Genomic DNA, 26,119 nt, shown 5'->3' with positions numbered 1-26,119 from the left:
AGTAATCGGCCCAGAGTGTGTAAAAACGCCTCCGCGAACCCTTGCTATGATTTCTGTGGATTTCATCGCAGGGATCGCCCCCATGAAGCGCTTTATCCAAGGTGAACATCGAGGCCAAGGCACCTTACTTCCCGAGAGCCTCGACGACTACGTATGCGACACCAATCCGGTGCGCATAGTCGACTTCTTTGTCGACGAACTCGACCTGGTCAATCTGGGTTTTGAAAGTGCCATTCCAGCTGATACTGGCCGGCCTGCTTACCACCCCGCGATCCTGCTGAAGATCTACAGCTACGGCTATCTCAACCGCATCCAGTCAAGCCGACGTTTGGAGCGAGAAGCCCAGCGCAACGTCGAACTGATGTGGCTGACCGGGCGTTTGATGCCGGATTTCAAGACCATCGCCAACTTCCGAAAAGACAACAGCAAGGCCATCCGAGGCGTCTGTCGCCAGTTCGTTGTGCTCTGTCAGCAGTTGGGGCTGTTCGGAGAAAATCTGGTCGCCATCGATGGCAGTAAATTCAAAGCAGTCAACAACCGCGACCGCAATTTCACCAGCGCCAAACTGAAGGGGCGAATGGAAGAAATTGAATCGAGCATCAACCGTTACCTGACGGCACTCGATGCTGCCGATCGGCAAGAACCAACAGCCTCCGAGCGAAGCGCCGTGAGGCTAGAAGAGAAAATTGCCAAGCTGAAGACGCAAATGAAAGAGCTTCAAGCGATAGAAATCCAGCTCAACGAATCGCCGGATAAACAGGTTTCACTGACCGATCCAGACGCCCGCTCCATGATGACGCGCGGCACGCGAATCGTCGGCTACAACGTGCAAACAGCGGTCGATACCCAGAACCATTTGATCGTTGCTCATGAGGTCACCAACTTCGGTTCCGACCGCGATCAACTCAGCTCGATGGCGAAGCAGGCTCGCGATGCCATGGCGTCGGAAACGCTGGCGGTGGTAGCTGACCGAGGTTACTTCAAGAGTGAAGAAATCCTTGCCTGTCACGACGCGGACATCACTGCCTACGTGCCAAAGCCGATGACTTCAAGCGCCAAGGCGGATGGTCGATTCAACAAAGATGCTTTCGTTTACGACGCGACGAAAAACGAATACATCTGTCCGGCGGGAGAGGCGCTGCCCTGGCGCTTCTCCAGTATTGAGAAAGGCATGAATATGCACTGTTATTGGAGTTCGAAATGCCAGGGCTGCGCGCTGAAAACGCAGTGCACGCCGAGCAAAAATCGTCGAGTAAGACGCTGGGAACATGAAGCGGTGCTGGACGAAATGCAGCGTCGGTTGAACCATACTCCGGACATGGTGCGAATCCGAAAAAGGACAGTTGAGCATCCCTTCGGGACGCTCAAACAATGGATGGGCTCAACGCATTTCCTGACGCGCAAATTGGTCGGGGTAAGCGCGGAGATGAGTCTGAATGTACTCGCCTACAACATGAAGCGGGTTATGAACATCATCGGTACAGCAAGCTTGCTGAAGGCGATGGCAGCGTAAAGCCTCGGTTTTCTCTGCTCCAGAAGGCGCTAAACCGCCATAACCGCTTTGGAACGTCAGTAATGCTTATCACGGCAAACGCTTGGGCAATCGCATCGGCCAGGAGCGCTTGGTTGACGCACTCAAGATACGAAAGCGTTTTTACACACTCTGGGCCAAAAGCGGACGTCAAATGCCATCCGCGCGACCTTTAGATTCACCAGCAATTCGAGCAGGCCGTGCGTAAGGGCTTCAACATCAACACTGCGGTGGCCGACTGGACCAATTGCTGATATTCATCTGTTTGCTTTAGCGCCACTAGCGCCTTATTGAAGCGTTCCAGTGCTGGCTGCAATTTCATAGCTTTGCTAAAGGCCAAATGCAGAGAATCGCGAACCAGCGGTTTGGGTAACAGCAAAAATTGGCTTCGATTGGCCTTCAGCCTAGGGTCCGAGGCCAGGATTACCTCAAGCCCGGAAACGCCATTGCCAATAATCGCCACATCTATGCGGCCGACCAGTAACTTTAGCAGCCTCGATTGCTCACCGTGTTCACGTTCAACACGCAGCTCGCCGTTACTGATGGCCTGGTCAACGTCTTCACCATAGCTGGCACCAGACAGGCCGCCGAGCTGCTTACCCTGCAAGTCTTTGAGCGTATTGAAGTCAAACTCGTGGCCTTTCAAAACCACCAAACTGATGTCGTCGTCGTAAATCGGTAGTGAGAAATCGTAGAATTTTTCGCGCGCCTTGTTACGCGAAATATTGGTGATGCCGCCGTTGCTATTTTTTGCATTCTTCAATGCTCGCTTCCACGGCAGTAAGCGCAGCTCATAGGTATCGCCGGTATCTTTTTCCAATCTGGCGAAGATCGCCGGCAAGATTCCAGCGGGCTGATCGTGATCTAGGTAAATAATCGGCGGATAGCTATTGTCGCCATAGATCACCAGATTCTCGGCGCTAGAGCGCAGCGTCATGCAAGAAAGTACACAAGCGCAGACCGCAGTAGAGAAGTAGCCTTTTATCGTCATACCGGTTTCTTTTAGATAATCCTGGAGACTATCAGGCAACTGAAAATATGCACGCTAATGCTCTAGGGAAACTCTGAAGATGAATCGTCCCTAGTTCCGTAGGCGCTCAACGGATGTTTCTGGCCGATTTCTGCCTGTCGCCACGGGCACATCTGGGTTGTTTGCCGCCCTTGGCGACGGGCAGAGATCGACCCACAGCTGAGGTGGCTACAGGATAAATCGGCCAACTTCGAGCGATTTTACCCCTTAGTCCTATCTGAGAAAGCGCAGTCAGTCTCCCGTGCCCCTCCCTTCGCGTAGCGCGGTCCAAGCTTGTTCATCAGCGTGCAACAATTCAGCCTGGTGGTGGTGCGTACAATCAAGCCCATCCTGACGAAGTCCGACGAACTTAACAGGCGACTGAATCAAGTACGTCCTTACTATCCCCCTGTTGGTCACCTGAAGCCCCCCCAACACGCCAGGCGCTTGGATTAATCCCCTCGACTTTCAGAAAGCTGCGACAAAAATGCGCCTGATCGCAGAATCCACATTCGGCACTGATTTGCGTAAGCGTCATATCGGAATCGACAATCATGTGCTTTGCCTGGGTGATGCGCTGGCGGTTGATCCAGTCCTGCGGCGCCAAGCCCATACTGCGTTTGAACGCCCTGGAAAAATGACTGCGTGACATCGCGCAGGCTACGGCTAACTGCACCACGGTTAGATCGCCGCCCAAATTATCCACGATCATTTGCTTGGCCAGCCGTTGCCGCCAAAGTGTCAGTCCGCCCACTTCTCCTACGTCGTTTTGTTTATCCGAATGTTCAGCGTTTGGTAAACAGTACGCGCGCGTAACGCTCGCCATGACAGATGCTCCAGCAATGGATTTTTTTATGGGTGTTGTGCAGGTGCTAACAAATGAAAGCTACGACTGCTATAGAGGTCACAGAGATTAGCCGAGCATTTCCCGATAGATCTTGAAGAATCTTGCAGGCCAGTACATTTGCATCTGCGTACAATCGCCTGGTTTCATAACCCCGATGGCAGGAGAAAGGCTTCGTGCATGATGATTTCGGTACCGATGCCGGAAAGAATTCCGTCAATGTCTGGACGATGGTGGATCTTTACGACGCCGAGCTGTTAAAAGGCGCCTACTTCGACCATCGCTATCCGTGGCATACCCATGAAGAACTCAGTCTGGGGGTGGTGCTTGCCGGAGGCGTTCATCTGAGAACTCTCCGTTCAGACGGCATCGCCAGGCGCGGAAGTTTTGTCTTGATTAATCCAGACGATCTCCATTGCGGACGGCCAGATACGGGCGGTTGGTTGTGCCGAACGTTGCATATCCATCCGCACGTGTTTCTGGAGATAGCCATGAGCACCTTCGGGATATCCGGGCTACCGATGTTTGCCAGTCCGGTGATTGAAGATCCCGTGCTGACTACAAACCTTCTGGAACTTCATCGTCTCTCGGAGACTCATTGTTCGTCGCTTGAGCGCCAGTCCCGAATCACTGAAATAATCATCCGTTTGCTCACGGTGCACGGCAGTCGAATGTGGTTGCCTGACACGACCTGCTCTGAGCCGTCAGCGATCACCCTTGCGCGTTCCTATCTTGATGAAAATCTGTCGGACAAAGTGACGCTTGATGACCTCTCCAAATTGACCGGATTGCCATCGTTCCAGCTGATGAGGGCGTTCCGTCAGAAATGTGGGGTGACACCGCACGTATATCAACTACAGGCACGGGTGCGACGAGCGCACAAACTATTGAGAACAGGCCTGGGTCTGGCTGAGGTAGCGATGGCTTCTGGTTTCGCCGATCAGCCGCATTTGACCCGGGTGTACAAGTCAATCATGGGCGCTACACCGGGTCAGTTCGGGCGTAGTCGAAATAGCCGCGCTGCTCATTAAAAAAAGTGCGACCAACTATTCATTGAACAGCATCCTAGAGTGCTGTTTTAAAAGTACCTCATCCGTCAGCGTGTTAGGACTTCGCCACACGTGCTTGCTGTATGAAAAGCCGAACACGTCTGGGCCTGGACCATGAGAATCGTGAGCGCATCAGCCAGGGAGATCGAATTGGTACGCCGTTTTTTTGGCCTTCGATCTTACCTACCGCGGAACGGTTGCTATTGGCCGCTTTCTGCCTGTCGAGACTGGCTAAATTCGACCCGAAGCTGACAGTCGAAAAGGGCGAATTCCATCTGAATCGAACTTCAATTGCGGGGCGAACTCGGTAAACCAATGCCTCGCAAATACTCTCTCAGTCCACTGGTCTATTGAAAAAGCCTGCCTTCTGGGCTCACTCGGTAAACCGCTGATTCGCCGAAGTACTCACTGACGCGTCAGCAAAGGCTGAAACTCATGGTTTGTGCCGGCCGGAACGGCACCCCCAGAATCCCCGTTTCACGTCGTTTTCACGTCGTTGCACGGAGCGCAGCAGGTTGGAAAATGCCCATGCCGTCACGTGTCGCCTTGATCACCAGGGAACCGAAATTGCTTTGCAGGGCGATCCGATATTTCACGCCGCCGGCGTCACAGTACGCATCGAGCAGATGACGTAGCAGAAAGGTCTTATCAAACACCACCATGTCCTCGTCCCGTAACTGGTGCGCTTCGAATAAGGGTTGGCCGACCAGCGGATGCTGTTCGTTCATGCACAGCAGCATTGCATCGGTGCCAAGCAGTACTGAGTCCCAAGTGGTTTCGACGCGGCGGGTTTCGAGTAAGACCACGTCGATTTCGCGATTTTGCAGACGCTGGCTGATGTCGTTAGCACTGCCTTCGAGCACTGTCATGACGATGCCCGGATACGGTCCTGACCGGCCACATTATTGAACGTGTTATCCCTCCTGCCTGCTTCATGCGCGCGACACCTGCCGCGCCTGGTGCGACACCTGTCGCAGTCACAGGTTCTCCATTTGCCCCCCAATAAAACTGTACAGGCCCCATGAATGCTGGTGTCTGGCCGATTTGGAGGCGCTGGCATGGTGGTTGCTCTATCCCTGATACCGGAGCGCGCTGACGCCGGCACCTAATAAGAATCGGGAGACCCCCATGACACAGATTGGCCTGACTTCGCACGTCGCCTCTCGGCTCACCCCCGCAGGCGTTCCGCTCAAACCCCTTTTGACCGCCCTGTTGCTCGGTGTGTTGGTAACCCCTGCCTGGGCTGCCGACGTGCCAGCCAATGTCGATGGCAAGCGCATCATCGCTGCCGACGACGAACCGGGTAACTGGATGAGCCACGGGCGTACTTACGACGAACAGCGCTACAGCCCGTTGGAAAACATCAACGACGGCAACGTCGGCCAGCTCGGCTTGGCCTGGAGCTACAAACTCGACCTCGACCGCGGCGTGGAGGCCACGCCCATCGTTGTCGACGGCGTGATGTACACCACCGGGCCGTTTTCGGTGGTCTATGCGCTGGATGCACGCAATGGCAAACAGATCTGGAAGTACGACCCGCAGTCGGACCGCTCTCGGGCCGGTGAGGCCTGCTGTGACGCGGTCAATCGCGGCGTCGCGGTGTGGAACGGCAAGGTCTACGTCGGCGTGCTTGACGGCCGCCTGGAAGCCATCGACGCCAAAACCGGCAAGAAGGTCTGGTCGGTCGATACGCGCAACGACCACAAGCGCAGCTACACCATCACCGGCGCGCCGCGTGTGGTAAACGGCAAGGTGATTATCGGCAACGGCGGCGCCGAGTTCGGCGTGCGTGGCTACGTCACCGCCTACGACGCTGAGAGCGGTAAGCAGGCCTGGCGCTTCTTCACCGTACCCGGCGACCCCAAGCTGCCGCCAGAAGGCAAGGGCATGGAAATCGCCGCCAAGACCTGGTACGGCGACGCCTTCGTTGAGCAGGGCGGTGGCGGCACCGCCTGGGACTCTTTTGCCTTCGACCCGGAGCTGAACCTGCTCTACATCGGTGTCGGCAACGGTTCGCTGTGGGACCCGAAATGGCGCAGCCAGGCCAAGGGCGACAACCTGTTCCTTTCGTCTATCGTCGCAGTCAACGCCGACACTGGTGAATACGTCTGGCACTACCAGACCACGCCGGGCGATGCCTGGGACTTCACTGCCACCCAGCACATGATCCTCGCCGAACTGGAGATCAAGGGTAAACAGCGCAAGGTGCTGATGCAGGCGCCGAAAAACGGCTTCTTCTACGTCATCGACCGCGCCACCGGCGAGCTGCTCTCGGCCAAGGGCATCGTCCCGCAGAACTGGACCAAGGGCATGGACATGAAGACCGGCCGGCCCATCGTCGACGAGGAAAACGCCGCTTACTGGAAGAACGGCAAGCGCAACCTGGTGACCCCGGCATTCTGGGGCGCTCACGACTGGCACCCGATGTCGTATAACCCGAAGACTGGCCTGGTGTACATCCCCGCGCACATCATGTCCGCTTACTACGAGCACATCCCGGATGCGCCCAAGCGCAACCCATTCAAGAGCGTGTACCAGCTCGGCCTGAAGACCGGAATGATGCCCGAAGGTCCGGACGGCCTGCTGGAAATGGCCAAGACGTGGTCTGGCAAGCTGATTGCCTGGGACCCGGTGAAGCAGGAGCCGGCCTGGGAAGTGCCGTACGTGACCATCTTCAACGGAGGCACCCTGAGCACTGCTGGCAACCTGGTATTCGAGGGCAGTTCCGACGGTCGGGTGATCGCCTACGCGGCCGACACTGGCAAGAAACTCTGGGAGCAGCCGGCCGCCAGCGGTGTGATGGCCGCACCGATAACCTACTCGGTGGACGGTGAGCAATACGTGACCTTCATGGCCGGCTGGGGCGGCGCCTTCTCCACCTTCGCCGGGGCTCTGTCCCTGCGCGCCGGCGTGCAGCCGTTTTCTCAGGTGCTGACCTACAAGCTTGGTGGCATCGCCAAGCTACAGGAACCGGCACCACCAGCGGACACCCCGGAACCGCCACCGCTGATTGCCGATGCGGCCACTGTGGAAGCCGGCGCCAAGCTATACGACGGCCACTGCTCGCAATGCCACGGCATCCACGCGGTCAGCGGCGGCGTGCTGCCGGATCTGCGCAAGCTCACCACCGACAAGCACCAGATGTTCCTGGGCATCGTGTATGGCGGTCGCGTACCGGACGGCATGCCGTCGTTCGCCGAAGCCTTCGATGCCAAGGAGGTCGACCAGATCCATCAGTACTTGATCAAGCGTGCCCACGACCTTAAGACCGAAGGCGGCGCCTGGGACAAGTTCACCGCGCAGTAAACCACCGAACGGGCGCGCCGCGAGGTGCGCTCGTCTGCCCTGAATCCCCCCGAATTTAAGCAATAGCGAGACCGGATCATGAGCGAGATTACCTACCAGAATTATATCGACAACACCTTCGTCGGCAGCGATAGCCTGATCGAGGTGTACAACCCGGCCGATGCCGCGCTGCTGGCCCGGGTGCCGGACGCCAGCGGTGAGCAGGTCGGGCGGGCCATCGCCGCTGCGCGCAAGGCGCAACGCGGCTGGGCGGCCAAGCCGGCCATCGAACGTGCCGGCTACCTGCGCCAAATCGCCAGAAAGGTGCGAGACAACGCCGAGCGCCTGGCGCGCATCATTACCCGCGAGCAGGGCAAAGTGCCGGCGCTGGCGCTGGTGGAAGTCAACTTCACCGCCGATTACCTCGACTACATGGCTGAGTGGGCGCGCCGTCTCGAAGGGGAAGTGCTGACCAGCGACCGGGTCAACGAACACATCTTCCTGCTGCGCAAGCCGCTGGGCGTGGTTGCTGGCATCTTGCCGTGGAACTTCCCGTTCTTCCTCATCGCCCGCAAGATGGCGCCGGCGCTGATCACCGGCAACACCATCGTCATCAAACCGAGCGAAGAAACTCCGATCAACTGCTTCGAGTTCGCCAAACTGGTGGCCGAAACCGATCTGCCGCCGGGTGTATTCAACGTCGTCAGCGGCACCGGTGCGGGTGCCGGCAGTGTGCTGACCAGCCACGCCGGCATCGACCTGATCAGCTTCACCGGCAGTGTCGGCACCGGCTCGCGGATCATGGCCGCTGCCGCGCCAAACATCACCAAGCTGAACCTGGAACTGGGTGGCAAGGCACCGGCCATCGTCCTCGCAGATGCCGATCTTGAGCTGGCCGTGACCGCCATCACCGCGTCGCGTGTGATCAACACCGGGCAGGTGTGCAACTGCGCCGAGCGTGTCTACGTCGAGCGCAAGGTCGCTGACCAGTTCATCGACAAGATCGCCTCGGCCATGGCCGCCACGCGCTACGGCGACCCGTCGGTGGACAATGACCTGGACATGGGCCCGCTGATCAACCAGGCCGGCCTGGACAAGGTCGCGCAGATGGTCAAGACCGCGATCGGCCACGGTGCCCAGGTCATCACCGGCGGCAGTGTTGCGGACAAGGGCAAGGGCTTCCACTACCAGCCGACCGTGCTCGCTGGCTGCAGCGCGGACATGGAGATCATGCGCAAGGAAATTTTCGGTCCGGTGCTGCCGATTCAGATTGTCGAAGATCTCGATGAGGCCATCGCCCTCGCCAACGACAGCGAGTACGGCCTGACCTCGTCGATCTACACCCGCAGCCTGGGTGCGGCGCTCAAGGCCAGTCGCGAGATCGACTTCGGCGAAACCTACGTCAACCGCGAAAACTTCGAGGCCATGCAGGGCTTCCACGCCGGCACGCGCAAATCTGGCATCGGCGGCGCGGATGGCAAGCACGGGTTGTACGAGTTTACTCATACCCATGTGGTGTACATGCAGGCGTGAAGGGAAGGGCCGTGCCTGCGCCGGCCCTAAGTGGAGGTGGGGCAGGAAGCCGAGATGCACGGATACATCGCGGTCTGCCGCGGGGACTCACTCATGATCCATGTGGCATACGGGCAGGAACCAAAGGGCACGTGAATTGAGTGGAGAAAGGCTTCGGCCGGACTCCGCTCCTTTTGCCTGGCGTTGCGTGCGACGTCAGGCAAAAGGAGCGGTTCGAATCGTAGGCTTGTGCCGCGCGCGCCGAGGGGCTGCGCGGGCCTGCCCGGTGTGTAAGGCGCACCCTGCGAATCACAAAGGAGGGCCGGCTAGAACAGCTCGTTGGGCTGGACGATGCCGTGCTTCTTCATCTTGCGGTACAGGGTCGAGCGCGAAATGCCGAACGAGTCGGCGGCTGCGCTAATGTTCCAGCGGTGCTGACGCAGCGCCGCGTACAGGTGGCGCGCTTCGGCGTCGCCCAAGTGATCAGCCAGGCTGGCGAAATTGTCAGAAGTTGGACTCAGATCGGTGAGGTCAAGGTTATGCAGTTCGGCAGGCAGGCAATCGATATCGATACGACCATCCTCGCCCAGTGCCACGGCGTAGCGCAGGGCATTGAGCAGCTGGCGGATGTTGCCCGGCCAGGAGTAGGTATGCAGGCGCTGACGAGCTTGGGCATCCAGACGCAGGTTGCTGGTGCCCGGCTGGGCGGCGAGCAGGGTATCGATCAGCTCGCTGCGATCGCTGCGTTCGCGCAAAGCCGGCAGGGCGAGGGTCATGCCGCTGAGACGGTAGAACAGGTCTTCGCGGAACTGCTTGGCGTGGATCATCTGGCCGAGGTCCTGGTGCGTTGCCGATACCACCTGCACATCCAGCTCCACCGGCGCTTCGGCGCCAAGTGGGGAAATCTCGCGCTCGGCCAGCACGCGCAGCAGACGGGTCTGCAGATGCGCCGGCATATCGCCGATCTCATCAAGGAACAGTGTGCCGCCGTTGGCCAGTTCCAGCTTGCCCTTCATGCCCTTTTTGTTGGCGCCGGTGAAGCTACCGCTGCGGTAGCCGAACAGTTCGCTCTCGATCAGGGTTTCCGGGATCGCCGCGCAGTTGAGCGCCACGAACGGCCCGGCGCGACGACTGCTGGCCTGGTGGATGGCGCGTGCGAAGGCTTCCTTGCCAGTGCCGGTCTCGCCGGTGATGAGGATCGGGATGCCCTTGTCTATCACCTTGCGAATGCGCCGTACGCCCTGCTGCAGTTGCGCGTCGCTGCCTCCGAGCTGGTTGAGGTCCGGGTGGTTGCCGACCGGAAGATGCCTGCGGCTTGCTGCCGGCGGAGCGGGGGGCAGGCGACCGGCCGGGATTCGAAGCCCGACATCCACCAGCGCCTGCTCGTCCAGCGTTCGCAGCAGTACGCCACGGGCGCCGCCACTGGTGAGGCTGAGGAGTTCATCCACGCCGACCGGCAGCAGACTGTCAATGCGCCGGCCGAGCAGATTATGCCCTGTGTGATCAAGGGCGACGAAGGCGGCGTGGTTGGCACCGATTACCCGGCCCTGGTCGTCGAGGGCCAGCAACTGTTCGTTGACCAGATCAGTGATGTCGTCGCGCGGCTTGATCGCCAGGGTCAGGCCGTCGCGGTAGCTCTGGCGAAAGTGCGCGTTTTCGATCAGCCGCGCGTACATGATCACCAGTTGCAGAGTCAGGTACTGCGCTTCCTTCGGCCCGTCGCTGTTCAGGCAGGTAGCGTTGAGGCAACCGCGCAGATGGCCTTGGGCGTCGAAGATCGGGGACACCGAGCAGCTCAGGCGGAAGTTCGAAGTGAGGAAGTGTTCCTCGCGGTGGATAGTCATCGCCTGAGCTGCGGCCAAGGTGGTACCGATGCCGTTGGTACCGGCCACCGATTCGTCCCAACGCGCGCCGACGATCAGCCCGGACTCGGTGTACGGGTCACGTTTGCTGGGCAGGCGCGCATCGAGGGTAATGCCATGTTCGTCGCTGAGCAGCACGGCGAAACCGGCCTTTACCACACGCTTGGCCAGGCCGGTGACGCCCTGGCTGGCGACCTTCAGGTACTCCTCGTGCTGGGCCTGGTGCAGGCGAATTTCCTCGGCGGAGAGGATGTTCTTGATGCAGCGCCCGCGCGGGTTGAGGTTGTGCTGGGTGACGCTGCGGTACCACGACTGGGCGATCAGCCCGTCCGGGAGGATGCTGCGTTCGGGGAAGTGATCGCTGACGAAGGCAGCGAGTTCGCTGGGGCTGGTTTCCACTGCATGCAGGGGCATGGGCGCTCCATGTGGCCGGCGTGGCGAGTCGCGCACCGGCATCTTGTTGTTGTGGTCGGCCTTGGCCGCAGGCCTGGCGAATGTTGCAACCATAGCCTCTTACGACGTTGCGTGCAGTCATCCATCCGTCGACAGCAGCCACCCAGCAAAGCATATGCCGGCGTCGGGCCACACCGCTGCAGGGCCCGCGCTTGAGCGCCGCGCCCTTGATCAGCGGAATCGGCGGTGGTTTTCGTAGTCGTCGCAGAAATGCGACAGCTGTAGCGGGAGGGCGAGCAACTGTCGTGCACCCGCTTCAAAATCAGGGCCGCAACTCCTCCGGAAGTATCATTCGGGGAGGGCGGGCCTCGTGATTAACTCTACCTGTCGGCATGTGCCGGCGCCAATAAAAAGAGGATCTACCCATGTGGACTAAACCCAACTTCACCGACATGCGCCTTGGTTTCGAAGTCACCCTGTATTTCGCCAACCGCTGATCATCCGAGCCCCGGTACGCCGGGGTTTCCAGTCCCAAAGCAGACCTCATGCATGAGCATGGCCTACGAACTGGAGCGCGCGCCGTATCACACGGTGACGGCCGAACGTGTCTGGCTCCGTGGGATAGTCAAGTGAACCGCGCGGATGACGGACGCATTGGGTCAGCATACGCACCAGTGACCCCAGGCGTTTGCTGGTGCGCACTGCGCACCCTACGCATCGAGTAACCCAAATGGTGCAACGTTTTACGGCGCACCCGATGACGGAATTTTCAATTTGAACCAATCCATCCAGTCTTGTGTACCGCGCTTTCGCCGTGGCTTCCGCCTGCAGGATGAACCGATGCAAAACTGCCATTTGCTGCTCTACCCGGAAGGGATGATCAAACTCTAAACCTTTTTTACGATGCTTCCACTCGTGCTTCTCATCGGAAATTGACTGCGGTCGCTTGTGATGGTGGCCTATAGCCGCTATTAGTGAGGAGGTGCTTGGAGAGGATGTGAAGATGATTTCGAGATTTGTTGTTGTCCCTGCAATCCCAACGGAAACGGGATCAATGCGTAACGGATCGCGCTTTTACTGCCAGACTGCACCTATAGGCTTCAGCCTCTATGACAATGAGGAGAAGCTTCGGCTGAAGACTACCTATCAGACCCGGTTAGAAGCCGAGGTGGAGTGTCAGCGGCTTAACCTTGAGTGGCTTCAAGACGTCTTTTCGGAAAGGCAATCCGTGACTGCGCTATAGGCATTCACTCTTCAACAAGGTCGACAACCCTGTATAGCTTGCCTCCATCGTCCAGTGTGGTGGTCTCAATCACTCTAAATCTTGCGTGCATGGTTGCTTTCCGTGCATGAGATGGTTGACTTACAAGTACCGGTAAAAAGAGACGATTTCAAGAATTGGGCGGGCTTAAGCTGAGACAAGTTATGACGGAATCCCACCACACCGCATGAAGCAGGGGTTTGCAGCAGGTGCCGGATCGAGCAATTTCCTACACTCGATGCTTCGGCCCAGCAGGGCCCGCCTAAGCTTCAGGTTTTCTGATGGAGGTACAGATGTTGTCATCGATCAAAGAGTACCGACGAAGCCCACCAACGTCTCGGAATATTTGGTCAACCTTAGGACTGCCCTCGCGCGGCACACCCTTTCATGACCTCATACACGGGGGGCTTCCTTTCGAGTGTCTCTATCGGATGACGAGCATTCTGCAGGTCGAGCGAAAGGTCATTTCTCAGGCCATCGCCGTATCCCCGGCATCACTAGCACGTCGGGCAAAAACGGGTCGCTTCAGCACCGTTGAAAGCGATCCTTTGAGGGAATTGATTGCTGTCTTTGTGAAAGCCTTCACCCTGTTCGAGGACGACGTCGCCGCTGCAACGGAATGAATGAACTCGCCGTCTCGAGGGCTCGGTTCAAAGCGCCCACTGGAGATGTTAAGGACGAGGGTTGAGACGATCGCGGTGCTCGATCTTATCGACCGAGTGCAGAGGGGAGTTCTTGTGTGAGTTTCAACAGGTGAATTGTTAGACTGTGGAGCTAAATCTACTACGGCTATCGCTCCTACGGGCTTAAGCCCGGCTCGACCCCGAGACTTCACATTCATGAACCGAGCTGAACCACCCAGCATGGGGCGAATTGGTGACTTGGCGCATGTTGATGTCACGATTGCCATCCTCCCACTAAACAGGGCCTCATTCACCGAGCGCTACCATTGCCCTTTATGCTTTTTCCGAGCCAAGTGGATCTAAGTTGTGTCGCTCGAAGCTTTGGCTTCCTTCACCTCTCGTCGAGCAGTCCTGAGCTCATCCACGAGGCGCTGGCGCATCTTCGTTCAGCGATGGATTGGAACATCGACATAGCTGGCCTTTGACAACGAAGTAACGCCCGTCAGGTGTCATCAGATTCATTTCTCACCTCCGATCTTCCAAGGGCTCTGGTTTAGAGGGATTCACGATTGATGACTACCGGAATTTTCGGATAGCACGGCGTTTACTTTGTTTAACTCCAAGCAATATACCCACGATCAGCGCAGCGCCCGCCGCCAGGAGTATTGAATATGGATGCTTGCCTGATCGCCTGCTGCTCACGACTCTCTGCTGATCGCTTGCCGGACTAGGTGGATTTCCTGAAGACGATGGATCAAGGCTGATTGAGTTGTCAGTGGAGTCCATATCTGCTTTGTATGGCATTTCGTTTAACGGCAAACGCGCACCGTCCGCGAGAATCAGGGTGAGGGCTTCGACAGTGCCGGCGAGTCGATTGGGAAATACCGGCTTACCCGTGGGATCAAGCTCATCGTAATAAAACTGCTGTCCTTCTAGCCAACCTATGGCCGTCATTAATTCGGGGCAAAGGTAATATTTCCCGTCGAGGAAGAAGCCTGGGAAATGTAGTGTGCGTTCGAGACTTTCTACGATGTAACGCTCGCCCGCCTTCATACCGGTTGCTGGGTCAATCATGATGAAGCCCTCAGATTCGCTGGTGTTGCGATAGATGATGGGATTTGGCGCAACGTTCCATCGAGATGACTGAAAGGCTGAATGGCAGGATGTCGACGATTGGTAAGCCGATAAATCGAACACTCGAAATCCAAACCCTCTCCAAGCTATTACCCTCACCACTGAGGGTACTGAGAGGTGTGTATGAATAGCGATTCGAAGCTGCAAGGCGGTATGGGTGAGGATGACCCAATGCCCACGTCACCTGATCCATTGAGTCCGGGGCGCACTGAAGTTGACCCGATGAAAGAGGAGGGGATTGACGAGCTTCCGGATAATGAAGGCGAGCGTCCGCTTGATGATGACGACGCCGGGTTAGATCCTGGGCGGGTGCGGGAAGAAACGGATAATGCGGTGATGGATAACCAGCGGGATCCTCGCTGACGGTGTATACGGAATACTGCTGTTCCACTCGTGAACAAAGCTATTTTAGGGAAAGCCTAGCCCGTCAGAGCTACATGAGGAGCCAAGCACTGGAGAGCGCTTCGCAACTGGTCCCTTTCTTCGGCACAAAAAAAAGGCCCGCGATGGGGGAGCGGGCCAGGAGTCACTAAAGGAGCTGTCACCACCGTATACCGATAAATGTGAAATTATTGTGATGGATGGAGCAAGGCTGGTTCGGTGGAAAAATCAGATAGCGCTGCTGGAGATGTCGTGCGCCCTTGACCCGCAATTTGGTCTTCCAGCTTTGGGAGGGCCGGTTCTGTGGCCGGCCAATCAGTTGCGAGATTCGGAGCTTCCGCCGGAAGGGAAAGCTTTAGATGCAAAACGCTTACTGTCCAGTGAGTCGCGTCGGCTCAGCCCCGGGTGACAAGGTGTGATACTGGACGCTTACTGCTCGCCATCCGCTCAAATGAATTCATTGGCGTCTTGTATGTCTGATGTCTATTCCTGCCCCTTTGATCGCCCGTTACCTATAACGATTCAATGAACGTCGTGCTTGTATGAACGTGCCTAACGACCTCGGGGGAAGAAGGTATGCCGTCCTTCAGTCGGTATCCAGCGATTCAATGCAGACGTGTCAGCGGCAGTTGTGGCGCACGACGTAGACTGCTAAAACCCGCTTCAACGATTCCATTGCCCATCGACGCAGGAACAAAAATGTCTGTACAAATTCGCAACAACGTCCGTGTCCGAGGTTCTGGCCCTGCCACTCTTGTTTTTGCGCACGGTTTTGGATGCGATCAGAATATGTGGAGACTGGTTGAACCAGCTTTTTCAGAAAGCTATCAAACCATTCTTTTCGACGTTGTAGGGTGTGGCAAGTCTGACCTTTCGGCTTACGATGTTGCTAGATACTCAACTTTGAAAGGGTACGCACAGGACATCGTCGAAATCATCGACGAGTTTGCCTGCGGCCCGGTCATATTTGTGGGGCATTCAGTCAGTGCTATGGCTGGAGTAATCGCCGCCAATATGCGTCCGGGCCTTATCGGCGCGCATGTGATGGTTGGGCCTTCTCCCTCCTATATCAACGATGGTGATTACTTCGGCGGATTCAGCCGGGAAGACATCGACTCTCTTTTGGAGACTTTGGAAAGCAATTACCTTGGCTGGTCGAGTTCCATGGCTCCCGTCATCATGGGCGCGCCTGGACAACCACACCTTGGCGTCGAGTTGACTAACAGTTTCTGCCAGACAGACCCAGACATTGCGAAGCGATTCGCGAGGGTGACATTCCTTTCGGACAATCGCAGAGACGTTGCCAAGCTGCAGGCGCCAGCACTGATTATTCAGTCGTCCGAGGACATCATCGCGCCTGTAGAGGTTGGTCAATACCTTCATAAGGTGATTCCAGATAATCGACTTGAGGTGATTGAAAACATGGGCCACTGTCCGCACCTCAGCGCTCCGGATCTCTGCATCAATGCGATCCAAAGCTTTATTGAAAGCGTCCAGAGTCGAATTGCTGATGCAGGCTGATGCCGACTCGCTTCCTGGTGCTGACTCACTTTATGAGCACGCTCCCTGTGCCCTGATTATCACGAGCAAGGCTGGCGTAATCCTTAGGGCGAACACCACTTTTTGCGAATGGCTGGGATACCCGAAAGACCAGCTAATTGGCCATCGTAAGCTGCAAGAATTGCTTACCATCGGAGGGCGAATTTTTCATCAAACTCATTGGATACCTTTATTGGAAATGCAAGGTTCCATTTCCGAGGTAAAGCTTGAGTTTGCAACGTCTGACGGAAAAAAAGTGCCGATGATTCTCAACGTGAGAAGAAGAGAGCACCCAGGTGGCACTTTCGATGAGGTTTCGGCATTTGTGGTGATCGAGAGGCACCGATTCGAGCAAGAAGTATTGATTTCCAAGCGGCAGGCGGAGGATTCACTTGAAGCACACTTAGCCCTCCAGCGAGATCTTTCGGTAGCCGATGCCAGGCTGCGGATTGCGTTAGAATCTGCCCAGATGCATGTCTGGGATGTCGACCCTGTGACACGCGAGCGCCGTTACGATGAGAGCGTCGCGCGCCTGCTTGGTTACCCGTTAAGCCAGTTTGTTTCCGCAACCGCTTACTCAAGCTTCATTGAGCCCCAAGACCAGCAGCGGGAAGCCGGACTCTTTTCGGCGGCTCTTGAGTCGGTAGCTCAGGAGTATCGCTGCATCTACCGATTAAACGGAATTGACGGCGTTCAGCGTACTGTGCTCTCAACTGGTCGCGCCGCATTCGATCCCGATAATAAGCTTGTACAGTTTGTTGGCATCCTTCATGACATAACCGACGTAAAACGTGAGCAAGCTGCGGCTGAAGACCGCGCCCTTTTTTCCGAGCAAATGATCGGGATCGTAAGTCACGATCTGCGTAATCCTCTCTCGGTGATATCGATGGTCACGGAAATGCTTGATCGCCAGGGACTGACGCCGAAGCAGCAAAAATTTGTTCGTCACGCTCAGGAAGCGGCGCAAAGAGCGCGCAGGCTCATCAACGATTTGTTGGATTTCACGCAGGCGCGCATAGGGCGTGGTATCGGAATTACGAAAGCGACCACCGATCTTCATCTGCTCATTGCAGGAACCGTCGAGCAACTCAGAATTGTTTATCCCAAACGAGAGCTTGTCCATTCAACACATGGCAACGGTTTGTGTAGTGCGGACGGCGATAGGCTTGCGCAATTGGCAGGTAACTTAATTTCTAACGCAGTCACTTACGGTGCGGAAAATCGTCCCGTGACGGTTACATCCTCCATTACGGAACTGGGCTTTGAGTTGATGGTGCACAACTGGGGGAAACCGATTCCTCCGGACTTCCTTGCCACTGTCTTCAGTCCGATGACTCGCGGCGTCAATCTACCTCAGGACACCCGCAGCGTAGGTCTGGGGCTTTTCATCGTAAGCGAAATCGTGAAGGCACACGGTGGCACGGTTTCAGTTACCTCCAAAATTGATGTAGGGACAACATTCAAGGCTACTTTCCCGTTATGAAAGCGATAAGTCATAGAAATTCGAGATCAAATCTCAGCGGTCACAGTCATCGGCTAGTTGCCTCGCCTAAGCTATCTTGCTCGGTCGGCCCGCGTAGCTCACCAGACATTCGCGTCCGCTTTTATCAACCCTCAAAGCGGGAATTGTCAGCATATTAGGGCGCCAAAATGTCCTCATGAAAAATTTGCGGCCCACGCTGGTCATCATTTCTGCTGGTAAATCCTAAACCATGCAGCGCCTTGTACTTCGCTGATGGATTCATGCCCCTGCGCCGGTGATTAGCTGTGACAGATTTCTTTGGAGTAATTCAGAAAGCCGGCGGTCGGGCCGCTTGAATGATTTTCGAATCGTCATACTCAACTGCCTATGAGACATCTGTTCATAAGCTCAACTTCCAGGCGAGGAAATGACAATGGCATCGATCAAAGATTTCAGGATCAAGGCTCACGAGCTTTTGATTGAGCTTGACGCCGCTACGATGCGAATGATGACACTGGTTGCATCAAAATGTGTCTCAGGGCATGAATGGGATCTGGCGGCCAAGAGACAGCGCAATGCGTATGCACTTTGGGACGCATTTCTAAGTACGCCTGCCGAGGCTGATCCCAACTGTGTTTCACCTCATGTTTGAGGCTGACGCTAGGTGCTCGTTGGAGCTGCTATGACCTGGGTAGTGAGGCTTACCAATCCTGATGGCGATGTTTTCTATGGCGAAGCGATAGACCGTGAAGGATGTCGATACCGGCGCAAAACTCCCGAGCAGGCGGAAGCTTTTAAGGAAAAATCAGATGCGGAGGCTAGCTTTGATTCCTTTCGCCTGATGAGTGTGCTCCGGGAGTATTTGCTTGAGACCATTGTATCCGTCCGGCGAAGTCATCTATCCCGGCCTGCAAAGCCAAGACATGGTGTGCACTTAAATTTAAGTGGACACCAGTTCTAGCCTTTTAAGCGGGTCTTTCATGCAGCCACAACGCCGTTCCTACTCCAAATCCTTCAAGGCCCAGGTCATTCAAGAGTGTGCCCAGCACGGTGCCTCGATTGCCAATGTTGCGCTGACCCACAGCCTCAACGCGAACCTCGTCCATAAATGGATTCGAGTGCAAACGCAGAAAACCATGGCGCTGCAACCTGCTTTCATTCCGCTGCCCATGCAGCCTATCGGGGCAAGGTCGGAAGCCGCGTCATTGACTATCTGCCTCGAAATCCCACACCCGCGCGGCACGATCAAAGTGAACTGGCCAGCCAACAGCGCAGCCGCTTGCGCGACCTTTCTTCGAGACCTGTTGCGATGATCCGCATCGACTCTATCTGGCTCGCCACCGAGCCCATGGATATGCGCGCTGGCACTGAAACCGCGCTGGCGCGGGTGGTTGCGGTGTTCGGTGCGGCGAAGCCGCACTGCGCTTATCTGTTTGCCAATCGCCGCGCCAATCGCATAAAAGTGCTGATACACGATGGGATTGGCGTTTGGCTGGCTGCACGCCGGTTGAACCAGGGCAAGTTTCACTGGCCAGGCATTCGACAAGGTCGCGAAGTGGAGCTGGATGCCGAGCAACTTCGGGCCTTGGTGCTCGGCCTGCCTTGGCAACGTGTTGGAACTGGCGGGGCAATCACACTGCTTTAAAAACTGTAATTTGCTTCTTGGCTGCTGTTGCGAGCGGTCTGCTTTGGTAAAATCCAAGGCATGACTTCTTCACCCAATCTCGATCAAATGACCCCTGACCAACTGCGTGCATTCGCTGCGCAGTTACTGTCGCAAGTCGACACCATGGGCAAGAAGATCACCCGAGATCAAACGGTGATCGAGAAGCTGACCCACGAGATTGCGCAGCTCAAGCGCTTGAAGTTTGCCAAGCGCAGCGAGCAGATGAATCCTGAGCAGGCCAGCTTGCTCGATGATCTGATCGATACCGATATCGCGACGATTGAGGCTGAGCTTCAAGCCTTGCAAACGGCTCCAGCACCAACCGAAAAAAAGCAGAAGCCCAAACGCACTGCATTGCCGGCAGAGTTTCCGCGCACGTTGATCCACCATGAACCGGACAACACTCACTGCCAATGTGGCTGCGTACTCAAGCGCATCGGTGAAGACATCAGCGAAAAGCTGGACTACACGCCCGGCGTCTTTACCGTTGAACGCCATGTCCGTGGCAAGTGGGTATGCGATGACTGCGAAAAGCTGATCCAGGCACCCGTTCCGGCGCAGGTCATCGACAAGGGCATCCCGACGGCCGGGTTGCTGGCCCACGTCATGATCGCGAAGTTTGCTGACCATCTTCCGCTTTACCGTCAAGAGTCGATTATTGGTCGTGCTGGCTTGGCGATTCCACGTTCAACGTTGGCTCAATGGGTAGGTTTGACGGGCGTGCAGTTGCAGCCTTTGGTCGATGCACTACGCGACGTAGTGCTCGGGCAGCAGGTCGTCCACGCCGATGAAACACCGGTACAGATGCTCGCGCCAGGCTCAAAGAAAACCCACCGCTCCTATGTTTGGGCCTACGCCACCAGCCAATTCTGCGAAACGGCAGCTGTCGTCTACGACTTCAGCCCCAGCCGTGCCGGTGAGCATGCTCGCAGCTTCCTGCAAGACTGGAGTGGCAAGCTAGTCTGCGATGATTTTGGCGGTTACAAAGCTAGCTTCGAACTCGGCGTGACCGAGATCGGCTGCATGGCTCATGCGCGGCGCAAGTTCTTCGAGCTGCACGCCACTAACAAGAGCCAGCTCGCCGAGCAAGCCCTGCGTTCCATCCAGTTGCTGTACGAAATCGAAAGTGAAGTGCGCGACCTTGAACCGGATTTAAGGCGTCGAATACGGAAAGAAAAAGCCGTCCCGGTGATGGATGCGCTGCATGCCTGGATGAACGCCCAGCGAGATCTTGTGCCCGAGGGTTCGGCTATCAGCAGAGCGTTGGATTACAGCCTGAAACGCTGGGCAGCGCTGTCGCGCTACCTCGATGACGGGGCCGTACCCATCGACAATAATTGGTGCGAGAACCAGATCCGTCCGTGGGCACTTGGGCGCAAGAACTGGCTCTTTGCGGGTTCGTTGCGCAGCGGCAAACGGGCGGCAGCGATCATGAGCTTGATCCAGTCTGCGCGGCTCAACGGGCATGATCCGTATGCCTATTTGAAGGATGTACTCACGCGCCTGCCAACTCAGCGCGCGAGTGAGATTGGGCAACTGTTGCCACATCAGTGGGTGCCTATCTGACTTTCGCAAAGTGCGTTGACGGCACGCTGACGGTTGCCGTGGGCCTGGGGATCGCACTGATGCTTTAGCAGACGCGGCAGGCGTCAGCGCATCGCGTCGAAGTTCCTGGATTGGCGCAGGTGATGGGCATCGGCGCTTACGTGGCCCAGTCCGGATCAAGTTTTGAAAAGCTCCGCGCCCATGAAATCGATGAATGCGCGCAGCTTCGGCGCCCGGTGCTTGCTCGATGGCCAAAGCATGCGGAAGGTGCCCTGATGCTGGTTGAAGTCGTCCAGCACCGTCACCAGTTCGCCGGCCGCAATGGCATCACGCACCATGAAGTCCGGCAGGCAGGCGATTCCAAGGCCATCGCGGGCGACGTGAAACAGGGCCTCGGTGGTGTTGCATACCATCGAGGCCAAGAGGACGGGTTCTGCCTCGCCCTCCTGCCTGCGCAAGGGCCACGACTCGAACTTGCCGGTACTCGGGAACTTATGTTGCAGGCAGGCGTGGCCCGTCAGGTCGGCGGGCTCGCGCGGAGTGCCGCGCGCGGTGAAGTACCGGGGCGAGGCAACTAGCAGCAGCTTGAAAGTGCCCAGTGCACGGGACATCAACCGGGAATCAGTCGGCTCTCCGGTGCGAATGACGGCATCGAATCCGTCCTCGATTACATCGACCATCCGATCCGAGAAATCCACGTCCAGTTCGATGGCGGGGTAGCGGTGCATGAAGGCCGTCAGCGCCGGCATGACCAAGCTGCCTACCAGCGGCATGCTCACGCGCAGCTTGCCTTGGGGCGCTTGCCGGGTTTCCGACAGTTCCAATTCCGCCGCCTCGACCTCGCAGAGGATGCGCCGGCAACGCTCCAGGAACAGCGTGCCCTCGGCGGTCAGCGTGATACTGCGCGTGCTGCGGTGGAGCAGGCGCACGCCCAGCCGCTCCTCCAGCCGGGCCACGCTCTTGCCCACGGCGGAAGACGAGACGCCGAGCACGCGCCCGGCTTCCGAAAAGCTACGGGCTTCCGCCGCCTGCACGAAGAACGCGATGCCATTGAGGGAGTCCATTCTTCACCGTTCTAAGAAAATTTGTCCGATATGTTCGGAACCTTAGCCCATTTTTCTTAATCGAGCCCGCACTTACTCTGACGGCTGCACAGGTTGGATGCGGCTGTCTTGGCTTTCGAGATATGGGACGCCTGCCTGACCCTCTAATGACTCTTTGCGGATGTTTCCCATGACACAAGCCCTGACCGCCACAAGCGGTACCACCGGACGCGACTTGCTGCAACTGCTTGCCGCCTGCCTTACCGGCATCCTGATCCCGCTGTGCTTCACCGGGCCGGCCGTCGTGCTGCCGTCCATCAGTCAGGAACTGGGCGGGACGGCGGTGCAACTGAACTGGGTGGTCAACGGCTACATCCTGACCTACGGTAGCGCCATGATGGCGGCCGGCAGCCTGACCGACACCTATGGCCGCAAGCGCGTGTGGCTGGTCGGCCTGGCGCTATTCGTGCTGATAACGTTCTTAATCCCGCTGGCGCCGACGGTCGGCTGGATCGACGGGCTGCGCCTGGCGCAAGGGCTGGGCGGCGCAGCCGCCTTCGCGGGCGCCATGTCCTCGCTGGCACAGACCTTCCACGGCCCGATCCGTACACGTGTGTTCAGCCTGCTCGGCACCACGTTTGGCATCGGCCTGGCCTTCGGCCCGCTGGCGGCAGGCTGGCTGGTGGAGGTGGCGGGCTGGCGCTGGGTGTTCCTGGCGACGGCGCTGATCGGCGTGGCCGGTTTCCTGCTGGTGTGGGTCAGCGCCACAGAGTCCCGAGACCCAGACTCTACCGGCCTGGACTGGCCCGGCGCCCTCAGCTTCACCGCCGCGCTGAGCTTGTTCACCTACGGCATCCTGCTGGCGCCGGAAGAAGGCTGGCGCAGCGCTTCGGTGCTCGGCACGTTATTGGCCTCAGTCGTGCTATTCATCGCATTTGTACGCATCGAACGCCGTGTCGCGCGCCCGATGCTCGACCTTTCGTTATTCGGCAGTGGGCGCTTCGTCGGTGTGCAGGTGTTGGCCGCATCGCCGGCCTTCTTCTTTGTCACACTGATCGTGATGCTGCCGGGCCGCTTCATCGGAATCGACGGACTGAGCGCATTGGAAGCGGGCCAAATGATGATCGCCCTAGCTGCGCCGCTGCTGGTCGTGCCGTTCCTTACCGCGTTGTTGTCGCGCTGGTTCACCTCCGGCATGCTGTCTGGCGTCGGGCTGCTGCTGGTGGCGGCCGGACTGGTCTGGGTGGGTCAGGTGTTGTCCGGCGGGGCCGGCCCTGCGCTGGTAGCGCCGCTGGCGTTGATCGGCGCAGGCATTGGCCTGCCTTGGGGGCTGATGGATGGCATGGCCGTGAGCGTGGTGGAGACAGAACGTGCAGGTATGGCGACCGGCATCTTCAACTGCGTGCGTGTTTCGGCCGATGGGATTGCCATCGCGGTGGCGGGCGCGATGCTGGCGTTCTTAATTCAGGGCGGATTGCTCGGCACTTTAGCCGCGGCCGATCCAGCCGTTGTGATCGAGGCCGCCAATCGCGCCGCGCTCGGCGATCTGGCGCATGCCAGTGCCCTTGTCAGCGGCGAGCGCGTCTTGCTGCTGGCGACCTACGACCGGGCATTCCGCTGGGTCTTGTACATCCTGGCTGCATCTTCGGCACTGACTGCGCTGCTAGTGTTCGCTTTGCTGGGTCGATCGCGTGCGCATGAAGAAGTGGGAGCCGCGGCATAAATCCGATTGGGACAGGCTCTCGGCCCCCCGACCGCACATAGCATCGGCTATGCGCGGGTATCCAGCGGGGAAGGCTCGGCCCATCTTCGGTTTCATCACCCCAATGGAAGGCTACCCGGAGTTCTCCGTGCCCACGCTGGAGACATGTGTTATTGACTCGCCGAGCCGTGTTCGCCGGACGCTTACGGCGATTTGTTAGATCTAACACGTTGCCAAATGGGCCCAGGAATTCCCGTCAAAACAGTAGAATTAGACCTGTCGCCGCTATGCGTACGCATCGTCGAAGAAATCCGCGCGTTTCATCCTGAAGCCAGTGTGGTGTTCACAGCGAAGGCTCCGATCGTAGGCAGATTTGATGGGCCACGTATGGAGCAAGTGTTCTCCAACATAATCAGCAATGCTGTACAACACGGGGAAGCCCAGTCTCCTATACTGGTTGAGTTAGCGGCCTCTGACGGCTTCGCGCTCTTTAGCGTCAAGAATGGCGGCGAGCCAATACCAGAGGATATACTGCCGTTTATCTTCAATCCCATGGGGCGGTTTTCGCAACATTCGATTGTCGATCACACCCCTTCAGAGGGGCTGGGCTTGGGCCTTTTTATTGCTTCAGAAATCGTCTCCTCACATAAAGGATCCATCGACGTTATTTCTGATTTGGAGCAAGGCACCACTTTTCTCGTAAAGGTGCCGATTGCCTAACGTTACCTCGTTAAGTGGCGCCGTTGCCTACCTTGGCACGCGAGACTTTATCGATCGCAACCGTATCGGCGGACTGGGTATCTGTGGCAGCGGTGGCTTCGCCATCAGTGCGGCCAAGATGGATCTGCGTTTGAAAGCCGTGGCCACCGTCAGCATGTACGACATGGGCGCTGTTCCCCATCAGGGTCTAAGGCACTCAGTGACTGTCGAGCAACGCCAGGCCATGCTCGCCAAAGCCGCCGAGCAACGCTATGACGAGTTCTCTACCGGAACATTGCAATTTCCGAACTATCTGCCTGCGCAGCCTGGCAAGGAAACCGACCCGGTAACTCGCGAATTTTGGGACTTCTATCGCACGCCACGCGGCATCCGTATCCCTCATGGCAGTACGTTGGAACTGACGCAAAACCGCGCCTTGACCAGTGAAGTCAAGTTCGTGAATTTCTATCCATTCACTGATATCGAAACGATTTCCCCGCGTCCGCTGCTGTTGAAGAATCTGCGGCCCCTGCTGATCATCCATTCTTCTGGTAAATCCCATATTCATCGCCAAGCCGTGCATCGCCTCGTTATCTGTTGAATGCATTGCCGAGATTGCTGAAGCCCGAGTGGCGGTGTCCATCAAGTATTGTAACTGTGCAGTTGCGCCCCCCTTCGTTCAGCGGTCGCGAACCGCAACGGCGAACCCGCAACGAGCATCCTTATGCGAGGTTAGCGGGCGCACTATCCGCTCGTCGACAGGTTTAAGGGACAGCCGGTATTGCTGCCGGCATTCAATTCGAACGCTTCACTCGTCTTGACGACGGGTGTAATGCAACAGCCGATCGGTTTCGGTCTTGACCACGAGGTAACACTCGCAGCTGAGTCGTTCAAGGCGCGCTCTATCCAGAACCGTGATCTGGCCTCGGCTGTACTCGATGACGCCTTGACGCTGCAGTTTGCCAGCCGCTTCCGTGACGCCTTCTCGGCGCACGCCCAGCATGTTGGCGATCAGCTCCTGGGTCATGTTCAGGTGATTGCCATGCAGACGATCCAGCGACAACAGCAGCCATCGACACAATTGCTGATCGATTGAATGATGGCGATTGCACAGGGCGGTCTGTGACATCTGCGTGATCAGCGCCTGGGTGTAACGCAGCATCAGCAGAAGCAGATCGCCATGCCGGTTGAACTCTTTCTTGAGCTGTTGCCCTGGCAGGCGAAAGGCAATTCCGGCACTTTGCACCACCGCCCGACTGGAGGTGCTTTCGCCGCCCATGAATAGCGCAATGCCGATCAAACCCTCGTTTCCGACCACGGCGATTTCCGCTGACGAGCCGTTTTCCGTGACATGCAGCAGGGAAACGATGGCGTCGGTCGGAAAGTAAACGTGTCGCAAGGTGTCCCCCGGTTCATATAGCACATGGCCCAGCGCCAGACTTACCTGCTCCAGGTGCGGAGCAAGACGCTGGAGGTCGACGGCCGGGAGTGCCGCCAGTAAATGATTGTGGCTTGGATTGGGCGAGGCAAGCATGACAGAGCATCCGTGGCGGAACAGGGGTGTACCGGCTCAGGGTAC

At 57.4% G+C, this 26,119-nt stretch carries 23 protein-coding genes and 4 pseudogenes; 19 read left to right on the top strand and 8 right to left on the bottom strand.

Going from position 1 to position 26,119, the window contains the following annotated elements; genetic code table 11:
• Positions 1–82 precede the first annotated feature (82 nt).
• Positions 83–1,513 (top strand): IS1182 family transposase, encoded by a 1,431-nt coding sequence (locus ACA063_RS17910; RefSeq protein ID WP_497662746.1) that lies wholly within the window; start codon positions 83–85, stop codon positions 1,511–1,513.
• Positions 1,514–1,709: 196 nt separating this feature from the next.
• On the opposite strand, the gene ACA063_RS17905 is transcribed toward ACA063_RS17910, so the two are convergent.
• Positions 1,710–2,522 carry a substrate-binding periplasmic protein gene (locus ACA063_RS17905; RefSeq protein ID WP_497662745.1) on the bottom strand — a complete coding sequence of 271 codons (813 nt, stop codon included), beginning with the start codon at positions 2,520–2,522 and terminating at the stop codon, positions 1,710–1,712.
• Between the two features lie 388 nt (positions 2,523–2,910).
• On the bottom strand, positions 2,911–3,366 hold the full coding sequence (locus ACA063_RS17900; RefSeq protein ID WP_497662744.1) for a helix-turn-helix domain-containing protein: 456 nt from the start codon (positions 3,364–3,366) through the stop codon (positions 2,911–2,913).
• A gap of 194 nt (positions 3,367–3,560) precedes the next feature.
• Here ACA063_RS17900 and ACA063_RS17895 point away from each other — a divergent pair, with 194 nt between their 5' ends.
• The gene (locus tag ACA063_RS17895; protein WP_497662743.1) at positions 3,561–4,415 is read left to right on the top strand and encodes a helix-turn-helix domain-containing protein; all 855 of its coding nucleotides are present in this window, start codon (positions 3,561–3,563) and stop codon (positions 4,413–4,415) included.
• Between the two features lie 506 nt (positions 4,416–4,921).
• Here the strand turns inward: ACA063_RS17895 and ACA063_RS17890 are convergent.
• Positions 4,922–5,302: a LysR family transcriptional regulator substrate-binding protein gene (locus ACA063_RS17890; RefSeq protein WP_497662742.1), complete on the bottom strand. Its 381-nt coding sequence runs from the start codon at positions 5,300–5,302 to the stop codon at positions 4,922–4,924.
• 259 nt (positions 5,303–5,561) lie between these two features.
• On the opposite strand from ACA063_RS17890, the gene ACA063_RS17885 reads away from it, so the two are divergent.
• Entirely contained in the window at positions 5,562–7,739 is a 2,178-nt protein-coding gene (locus ACA063_RS17885) for a PQQ-dependent dehydrogenase, methanol/ethanol family (protein ID WP_497662741.1), read from the top strand.
• A gap of 78 nt (positions 7,740–7,817) precedes the next feature.
• The gene (aldA, locus tag ACA063_RS17880; RefSeq protein WP_084929316.1) at positions 7,818–9,251 is read left to right on the top strand and encodes an aldehyde dehydrogenase; all 1,434 of its coding nucleotides are present in this window, start codon (positions 7,818–7,820) and stop codon (positions 9,249–9,251) included.
• Between the two features lie 305 nt (positions 9,252–9,556).
• On the opposite strand, the gene ACA063_RS17875 is transcribed toward aldA, so the two are convergent.
• Positions 9,557–11,506 (bottom strand): sigma-54-dependent Fis family transcriptional regulator, encoded by a 1,950-nt coding sequence (locus ACA063_RS17875; RefSeq protein ID WP_497662740.1) that lies wholly within the window; start codon positions 11,504–11,506, stop codon positions 9,557–9,559.
• Between the two features lie 404 nt (positions 11,507–11,910).
• Here ACA063_RS17875 and pqqA point away from each other — a divergent pair, with 404 nt between their 5' ends.
• From pqqA to ACA063_RS17850, 5 genes and pseudogenes are all read left to right on the top strand, one after another.
• Positions 11,911–11,982, top strand: a complete 72-nt coding sequence (gene pqqA, locus ACA063_RS17870) for a pyrroloquinoline quinone precursor peptide PqqA (RefSeq protein WP_080725296.1) — start codon at positions 11,911–11,913, stop codon at positions 11,980–11,982.
• 52 nt (positions 11,983–12,034) lie between these two features.
• A pseudogene (locus ACA063_RS17865) lies at positions 12,035–12,118 on the top strand (pyrroloquinoline-quinone synthase PqqC); the annotation flags it as partial.
• Positions 12,119–12,259: 141 nt separating this feature from the next.
• Positions 12,260–12,373 (top strand): annotated as a pseudogene (locus ACA063_RS17860) (pyrroloquinoline quinone biosynthesis peptide chaperone PqqD); the annotation flags it as partial.
• An 804-nt stretch (positions 12,374–13,177) separates the two neighbouring features.
• Entirely contained in the window at positions 13,178–13,369 is a 192-nt protein-coding gene (locus ACA063_RS17855; RefSeq protein ID WP_497662739.1) for a hypothetical protein, read from the top strand.
• The gene (locus ACA063_RS17850; protein ID WP_497662738.1) at positions 13,370–13,489 is read left to right on the top strand and encodes an antitoxin Xre/MbcA/ParS toxin-binding domain-containing protein; all 120 of its coding nucleotides are present in this window, start codon (positions 13,370–13,372) and stop codon (positions 13,487–13,489) included.
• 63 nt (positions 13,490–13,552) lie between these two features.
• On the opposite strand, the pseudogene ACA063_RS17845 reads toward ACA063_RS17850, so the two are convergent.
• Positions 13,553–13,891: pseudogene (locus tag ACA063_RS17845) on the bottom strand (hypothetical protein).
• A gap of 293 nt (positions 13,892–14,184) precedes the next feature.
• A pseudogene (locus tag ACA063_RS17840) lies at positions 14,185–14,443 on the bottom strand (short chain dehydrogenase); the annotation flags it as partial.
• Between the two features lie 183 nt (positions 14,444–14,626).
• On the opposite strand from ACA063_RS17840, the gene ACA063_RS17835 reads away from it, so the two are divergent.
• The 7 genes from ACA063_RS17835 to tnpC all read left to right on the top strand — a co-directional run bounded on the left by ACA063_RS17835 (position 14,627) and on the right by tnpC (position 21,117).
• Entirely contained in the window at positions 14,627–14,866 is a 240-nt protein-coding gene (locus tag ACA063_RS17835) for a hypothetical protein (RefSeq protein ID WP_497662737.1), read from the top strand.
• A 717-nt stretch (positions 14,867–15,583) separates the two neighbouring features.
• Positions 15,584–16,405: an alpha/beta fold hydrolase gene (locus tag ACA063_RS17830; RefSeq protein ID WP_497662736.1), complete on the top strand. Its 822-nt coding sequence runs from the start codon at positions 15,584–15,586 to the stop codon at positions 16,403–16,405.
• On the top strand, positions 16,350–17,906 hold the full coding sequence (locus tag ACA063_RS17825; protein WP_497662735.1) for a sensor histidine kinase: 1,557 nt from the start codon (positions 16,350–16,352) through the stop codon (positions 17,904–17,906). The genes ACA063_RS17830 and ACA063_RS17825 overlap by 56 nt, the downstream gene beginning before the upstream one ends.
• Before the next feature lie 412 nt (positions 17,907–18,318).
• The gene (locus ACA063_RS17820; protein WP_497662734.1) at positions 18,319–18,537 is read left to right on the top strand and encodes a hypothetical protein; all 219 of its coding nucleotides are present in this window, start codon (positions 18,319–18,321) and stop codon (positions 18,535–18,537) included.
• 328 nt (positions 18,538–18,865) lie between these two features.
• Positions 18,866–19,198, top strand: coding sequence for an IS66-like element accessory protein TnpA (gene tnpA / locus ACA063_RS17815; protein ID WP_497662733.1), 333 nt, complete (start codon positions 18,866–18,868; stop codon positions 19,196–19,198).
• The gene (gene tnpB / locus ACA063_RS17810; RefSeq protein WP_497662732.1) at positions 19,195–19,530 is read left to right on the top strand and encodes an IS66 family insertion sequence element accessory protein TnpB; all 336 of its coding nucleotides are present in this window, start codon (positions 19,195–19,197) and stop codon (positions 19,528–19,530) included. The genes tnpA and tnpB overlap by 4 nt, the downstream gene beginning before the upstream one ends.
• Positions 19,531–19,590: 60 nt before the next feature.
• On the top strand, positions 19,591–21,117 hold the full coding sequence (tnpC, locus tag ACA063_RS17805; RefSeq protein ID WP_497662731.1) for an IS66 family transposase: 1,527 nt from the start codon (positions 19,591–19,593) through the stop codon (positions 21,115–21,117).
• A gap of 155 nt (positions 21,118–21,272) precedes the next feature.
• Here tnpC and ACA063_RS17800 read toward each other — a convergent pair whose 3' ends face one another.
• A complete protein-coding gene (locus ACA063_RS17800) occupies positions 21,273–22,160 on the bottom strand; it encodes a LysR family transcriptional regulator (RefSeq protein ID WP_038997926.1) in 888 nt (295 codons plus the stop codon).
• A 169-nt stretch (positions 22,161–22,329) separates the two neighbouring features.
• Between ACA063_RS17800 and ACA063_RS17795 the strand changes: the two genes are divergently transcribed.
• The 3 genes from ACA063_RS17795 (at position 22,330) to ACA063_RS17785 (ending at position 25,141) form a co-directional block, all read left to right on the top strand.
• On the top strand, positions 22,330–23,862 hold the full coding sequence (locus ACA063_RS17795; RefSeq protein ID WP_497666545.1) for an MFS transporter: 1,533 nt from the start codon (positions 22,330–22,332) through the stop codon (positions 23,860–23,862).
• Positions 23,863–24,078: 216 nt separating this feature from the next.
• Positions 24,079–24,561, top strand: coding sequence for a sensor histidine kinase (locus tag ACA063_RS17790; protein ID WP_497662730.1), 483 nt, complete (start codon positions 24,079–24,081; stop codon positions 24,559–24,561).
• Entirely contained in the window at positions 24,554–25,141 is a 588-nt protein-coding gene (locus ACA063_RS17785) for a hypothetical protein (protein ID WP_497662729.1), read from the top strand. The genes ACA063_RS17790 and ACA063_RS17785 overlap by 8 nt, the downstream gene beginning before the upstream one ends.
• A gap of 207 nt (positions 25,142–25,348) precedes the next feature.
• On the opposite strand, the gene ACA063_RS17780 is transcribed toward ACA063_RS17785, so the two are convergent.
• Positions 25,349–26,074, bottom strand: coding sequence for a Crp/Fnr family transcriptional regulator (locus ACA063_RS17780; RefSeq protein ID WP_497662728.1), 726 nt, complete (start codon positions 26,072–26,074; stop codon positions 25,349–25,351).
• Positions 26,075–26,119: the final 45 nt, after the last annotated feature.

Source organism: Pseudomonas sp. LBUM1643 (genome assembly GCF_059716215.1).
The sequence above is the reverse complement of the archived record's forward strand: the minus strand, read 5'-3'. Positions and strand labels throughout refer to the sequence as shown.

Bases quoted from the DNA above. Each gene is read 5' to 3' on its own strand.
- ACA063_RS17910 (WP_497662746.1), top strand. From the start codon at position 83: ATGAAGCGCTTTATCCAAGGTGAACATCGAGGCCAAGGCACCTTACTT.
- ACA063_RS17800 (WP_038997926.1), bottom strand. From the start codon at position 22,160: ATGGACTCCCTCAATGGCATCGCGTTCTTCGTGCAGGCGGCGGAAGCC.
- ACA063_RS17850 (WP_497662738.1), top strand. From the start codon at position 13,370: ATGAACTCGCCGTCTCGAGGGCTCGGTTCAAAGCGCCCACTGGAGATG.
- tnpA (WP_497662733.1), top strand. From the start codon at position 18,866: ATGCAGCCACAACGCCGTTCCTACTCCAAATCCTTCAAGGCCCAGGTC.
- ACA063_RS17795 (WP_497666545.1), top strand. From the start codon at position 22,330: ATGACACAAGCCCTGACCGCCACAAGCGGTACCACCGGACGCGACTTG.
- aldA (WP_084929316.1), top strand. From the start codon at position 7,818: ATGAGCGAGATTACCTACCAGAATTATATCGACAACACCTTCGTCGGC.
- ACA063_RS17825 (WP_497662735.1), top strand. From the start codon at position 16,350: ATGCGATCCAAAGCTTTATTGAAAGCGTCCAGAGTCGAATTGCTGATG.
- ACA063_RS17780 (WP_497662728.1), bottom strand. From the start codon at position 26,074: ATGCTTGCCTCGCCCAATCCAAGCCACAATCATTTACTGGCGGCACTC.
- tnpC (WP_497662731.1), top strand. From the start codon at position 19,591: ATGACTTCTTCACCCAATCTCGATCAAATGACCCCTGACCAACTGCGT.
- ACA063_RS17790 (WP_497662730.1), top strand. From the start codon at position 24,079: ATGGGCCCAGGAATTCCCGTCAAAACAGTAGAATTAGACCTGTCGCCG.
- ACA063_RS17835 (WP_497662737.1), top strand. From the start codon at position 14,627: ATGAATAGCGATTCGAAGCTGCAAGGCGGTATGGGTGAGGATGACCCA.
- ACA063_RS17875 (WP_497662740.1), bottom strand. From the start codon at position 11,506: ATGCCCCTGCATGCAGTGGAAACCAGCCCCAGCGAACTCGCTGCCTTC.
- ACA063_RS17900 (WP_497662744.1), bottom strand. From the start codon at position 3,366: ATGGCGAGCGTTACGCGCGCGTACTGTTTACCAAACGCTGAACATTCG.
- ACA063_RS17905 (WP_497662745.1), bottom strand. From the start codon at position 2,522: ATGACGATAAAAGGCTACTTCTCTACTGCGGTCTGCGCTTGTGTACTT.
- ACA063_RS17855 (WP_497662739.1), top strand. From the start codon at position 13,178: ATGACGAGCATTCTGCAGGTCGAGCGAAAGGTCATTTCTCAGGCCATC.
- ACA063_RS17820 (WP_497662734.1), top strand. From the start codon at position 18,319: ATGGCATCGATCAAAGATTTCAGGATCAAGGCTCACGAGCTTTTGATT.
- tnpB (WP_497662732.1), top strand. From the start codon at position 19,195: ATGATCCGCATCGACTCTATCTGGCTCGCCACCGAGCCCATGGATATG.
- ACA063_RS17885 (WP_497662741.1), top strand. From the start codon at position 5,562: ATGACACAGATTGGCCTGACTTCGCACGTCGCCTCTCGGCTCACCCCC.
- ACA063_RS17890 (WP_497662742.1), bottom strand. From the start codon at position 5,302: ATGACAGTGCTCGAAGGCAGTGCTAACGACATCAGCCAGCGTCTGCAA.
- ACA063_RS17830 (WP_497662736.1), top strand. From the start codon at position 15,584: ATGTCTGTACAAATTCGCAACAACGTCCGTGTCCGAGGTTCTGGCCCT.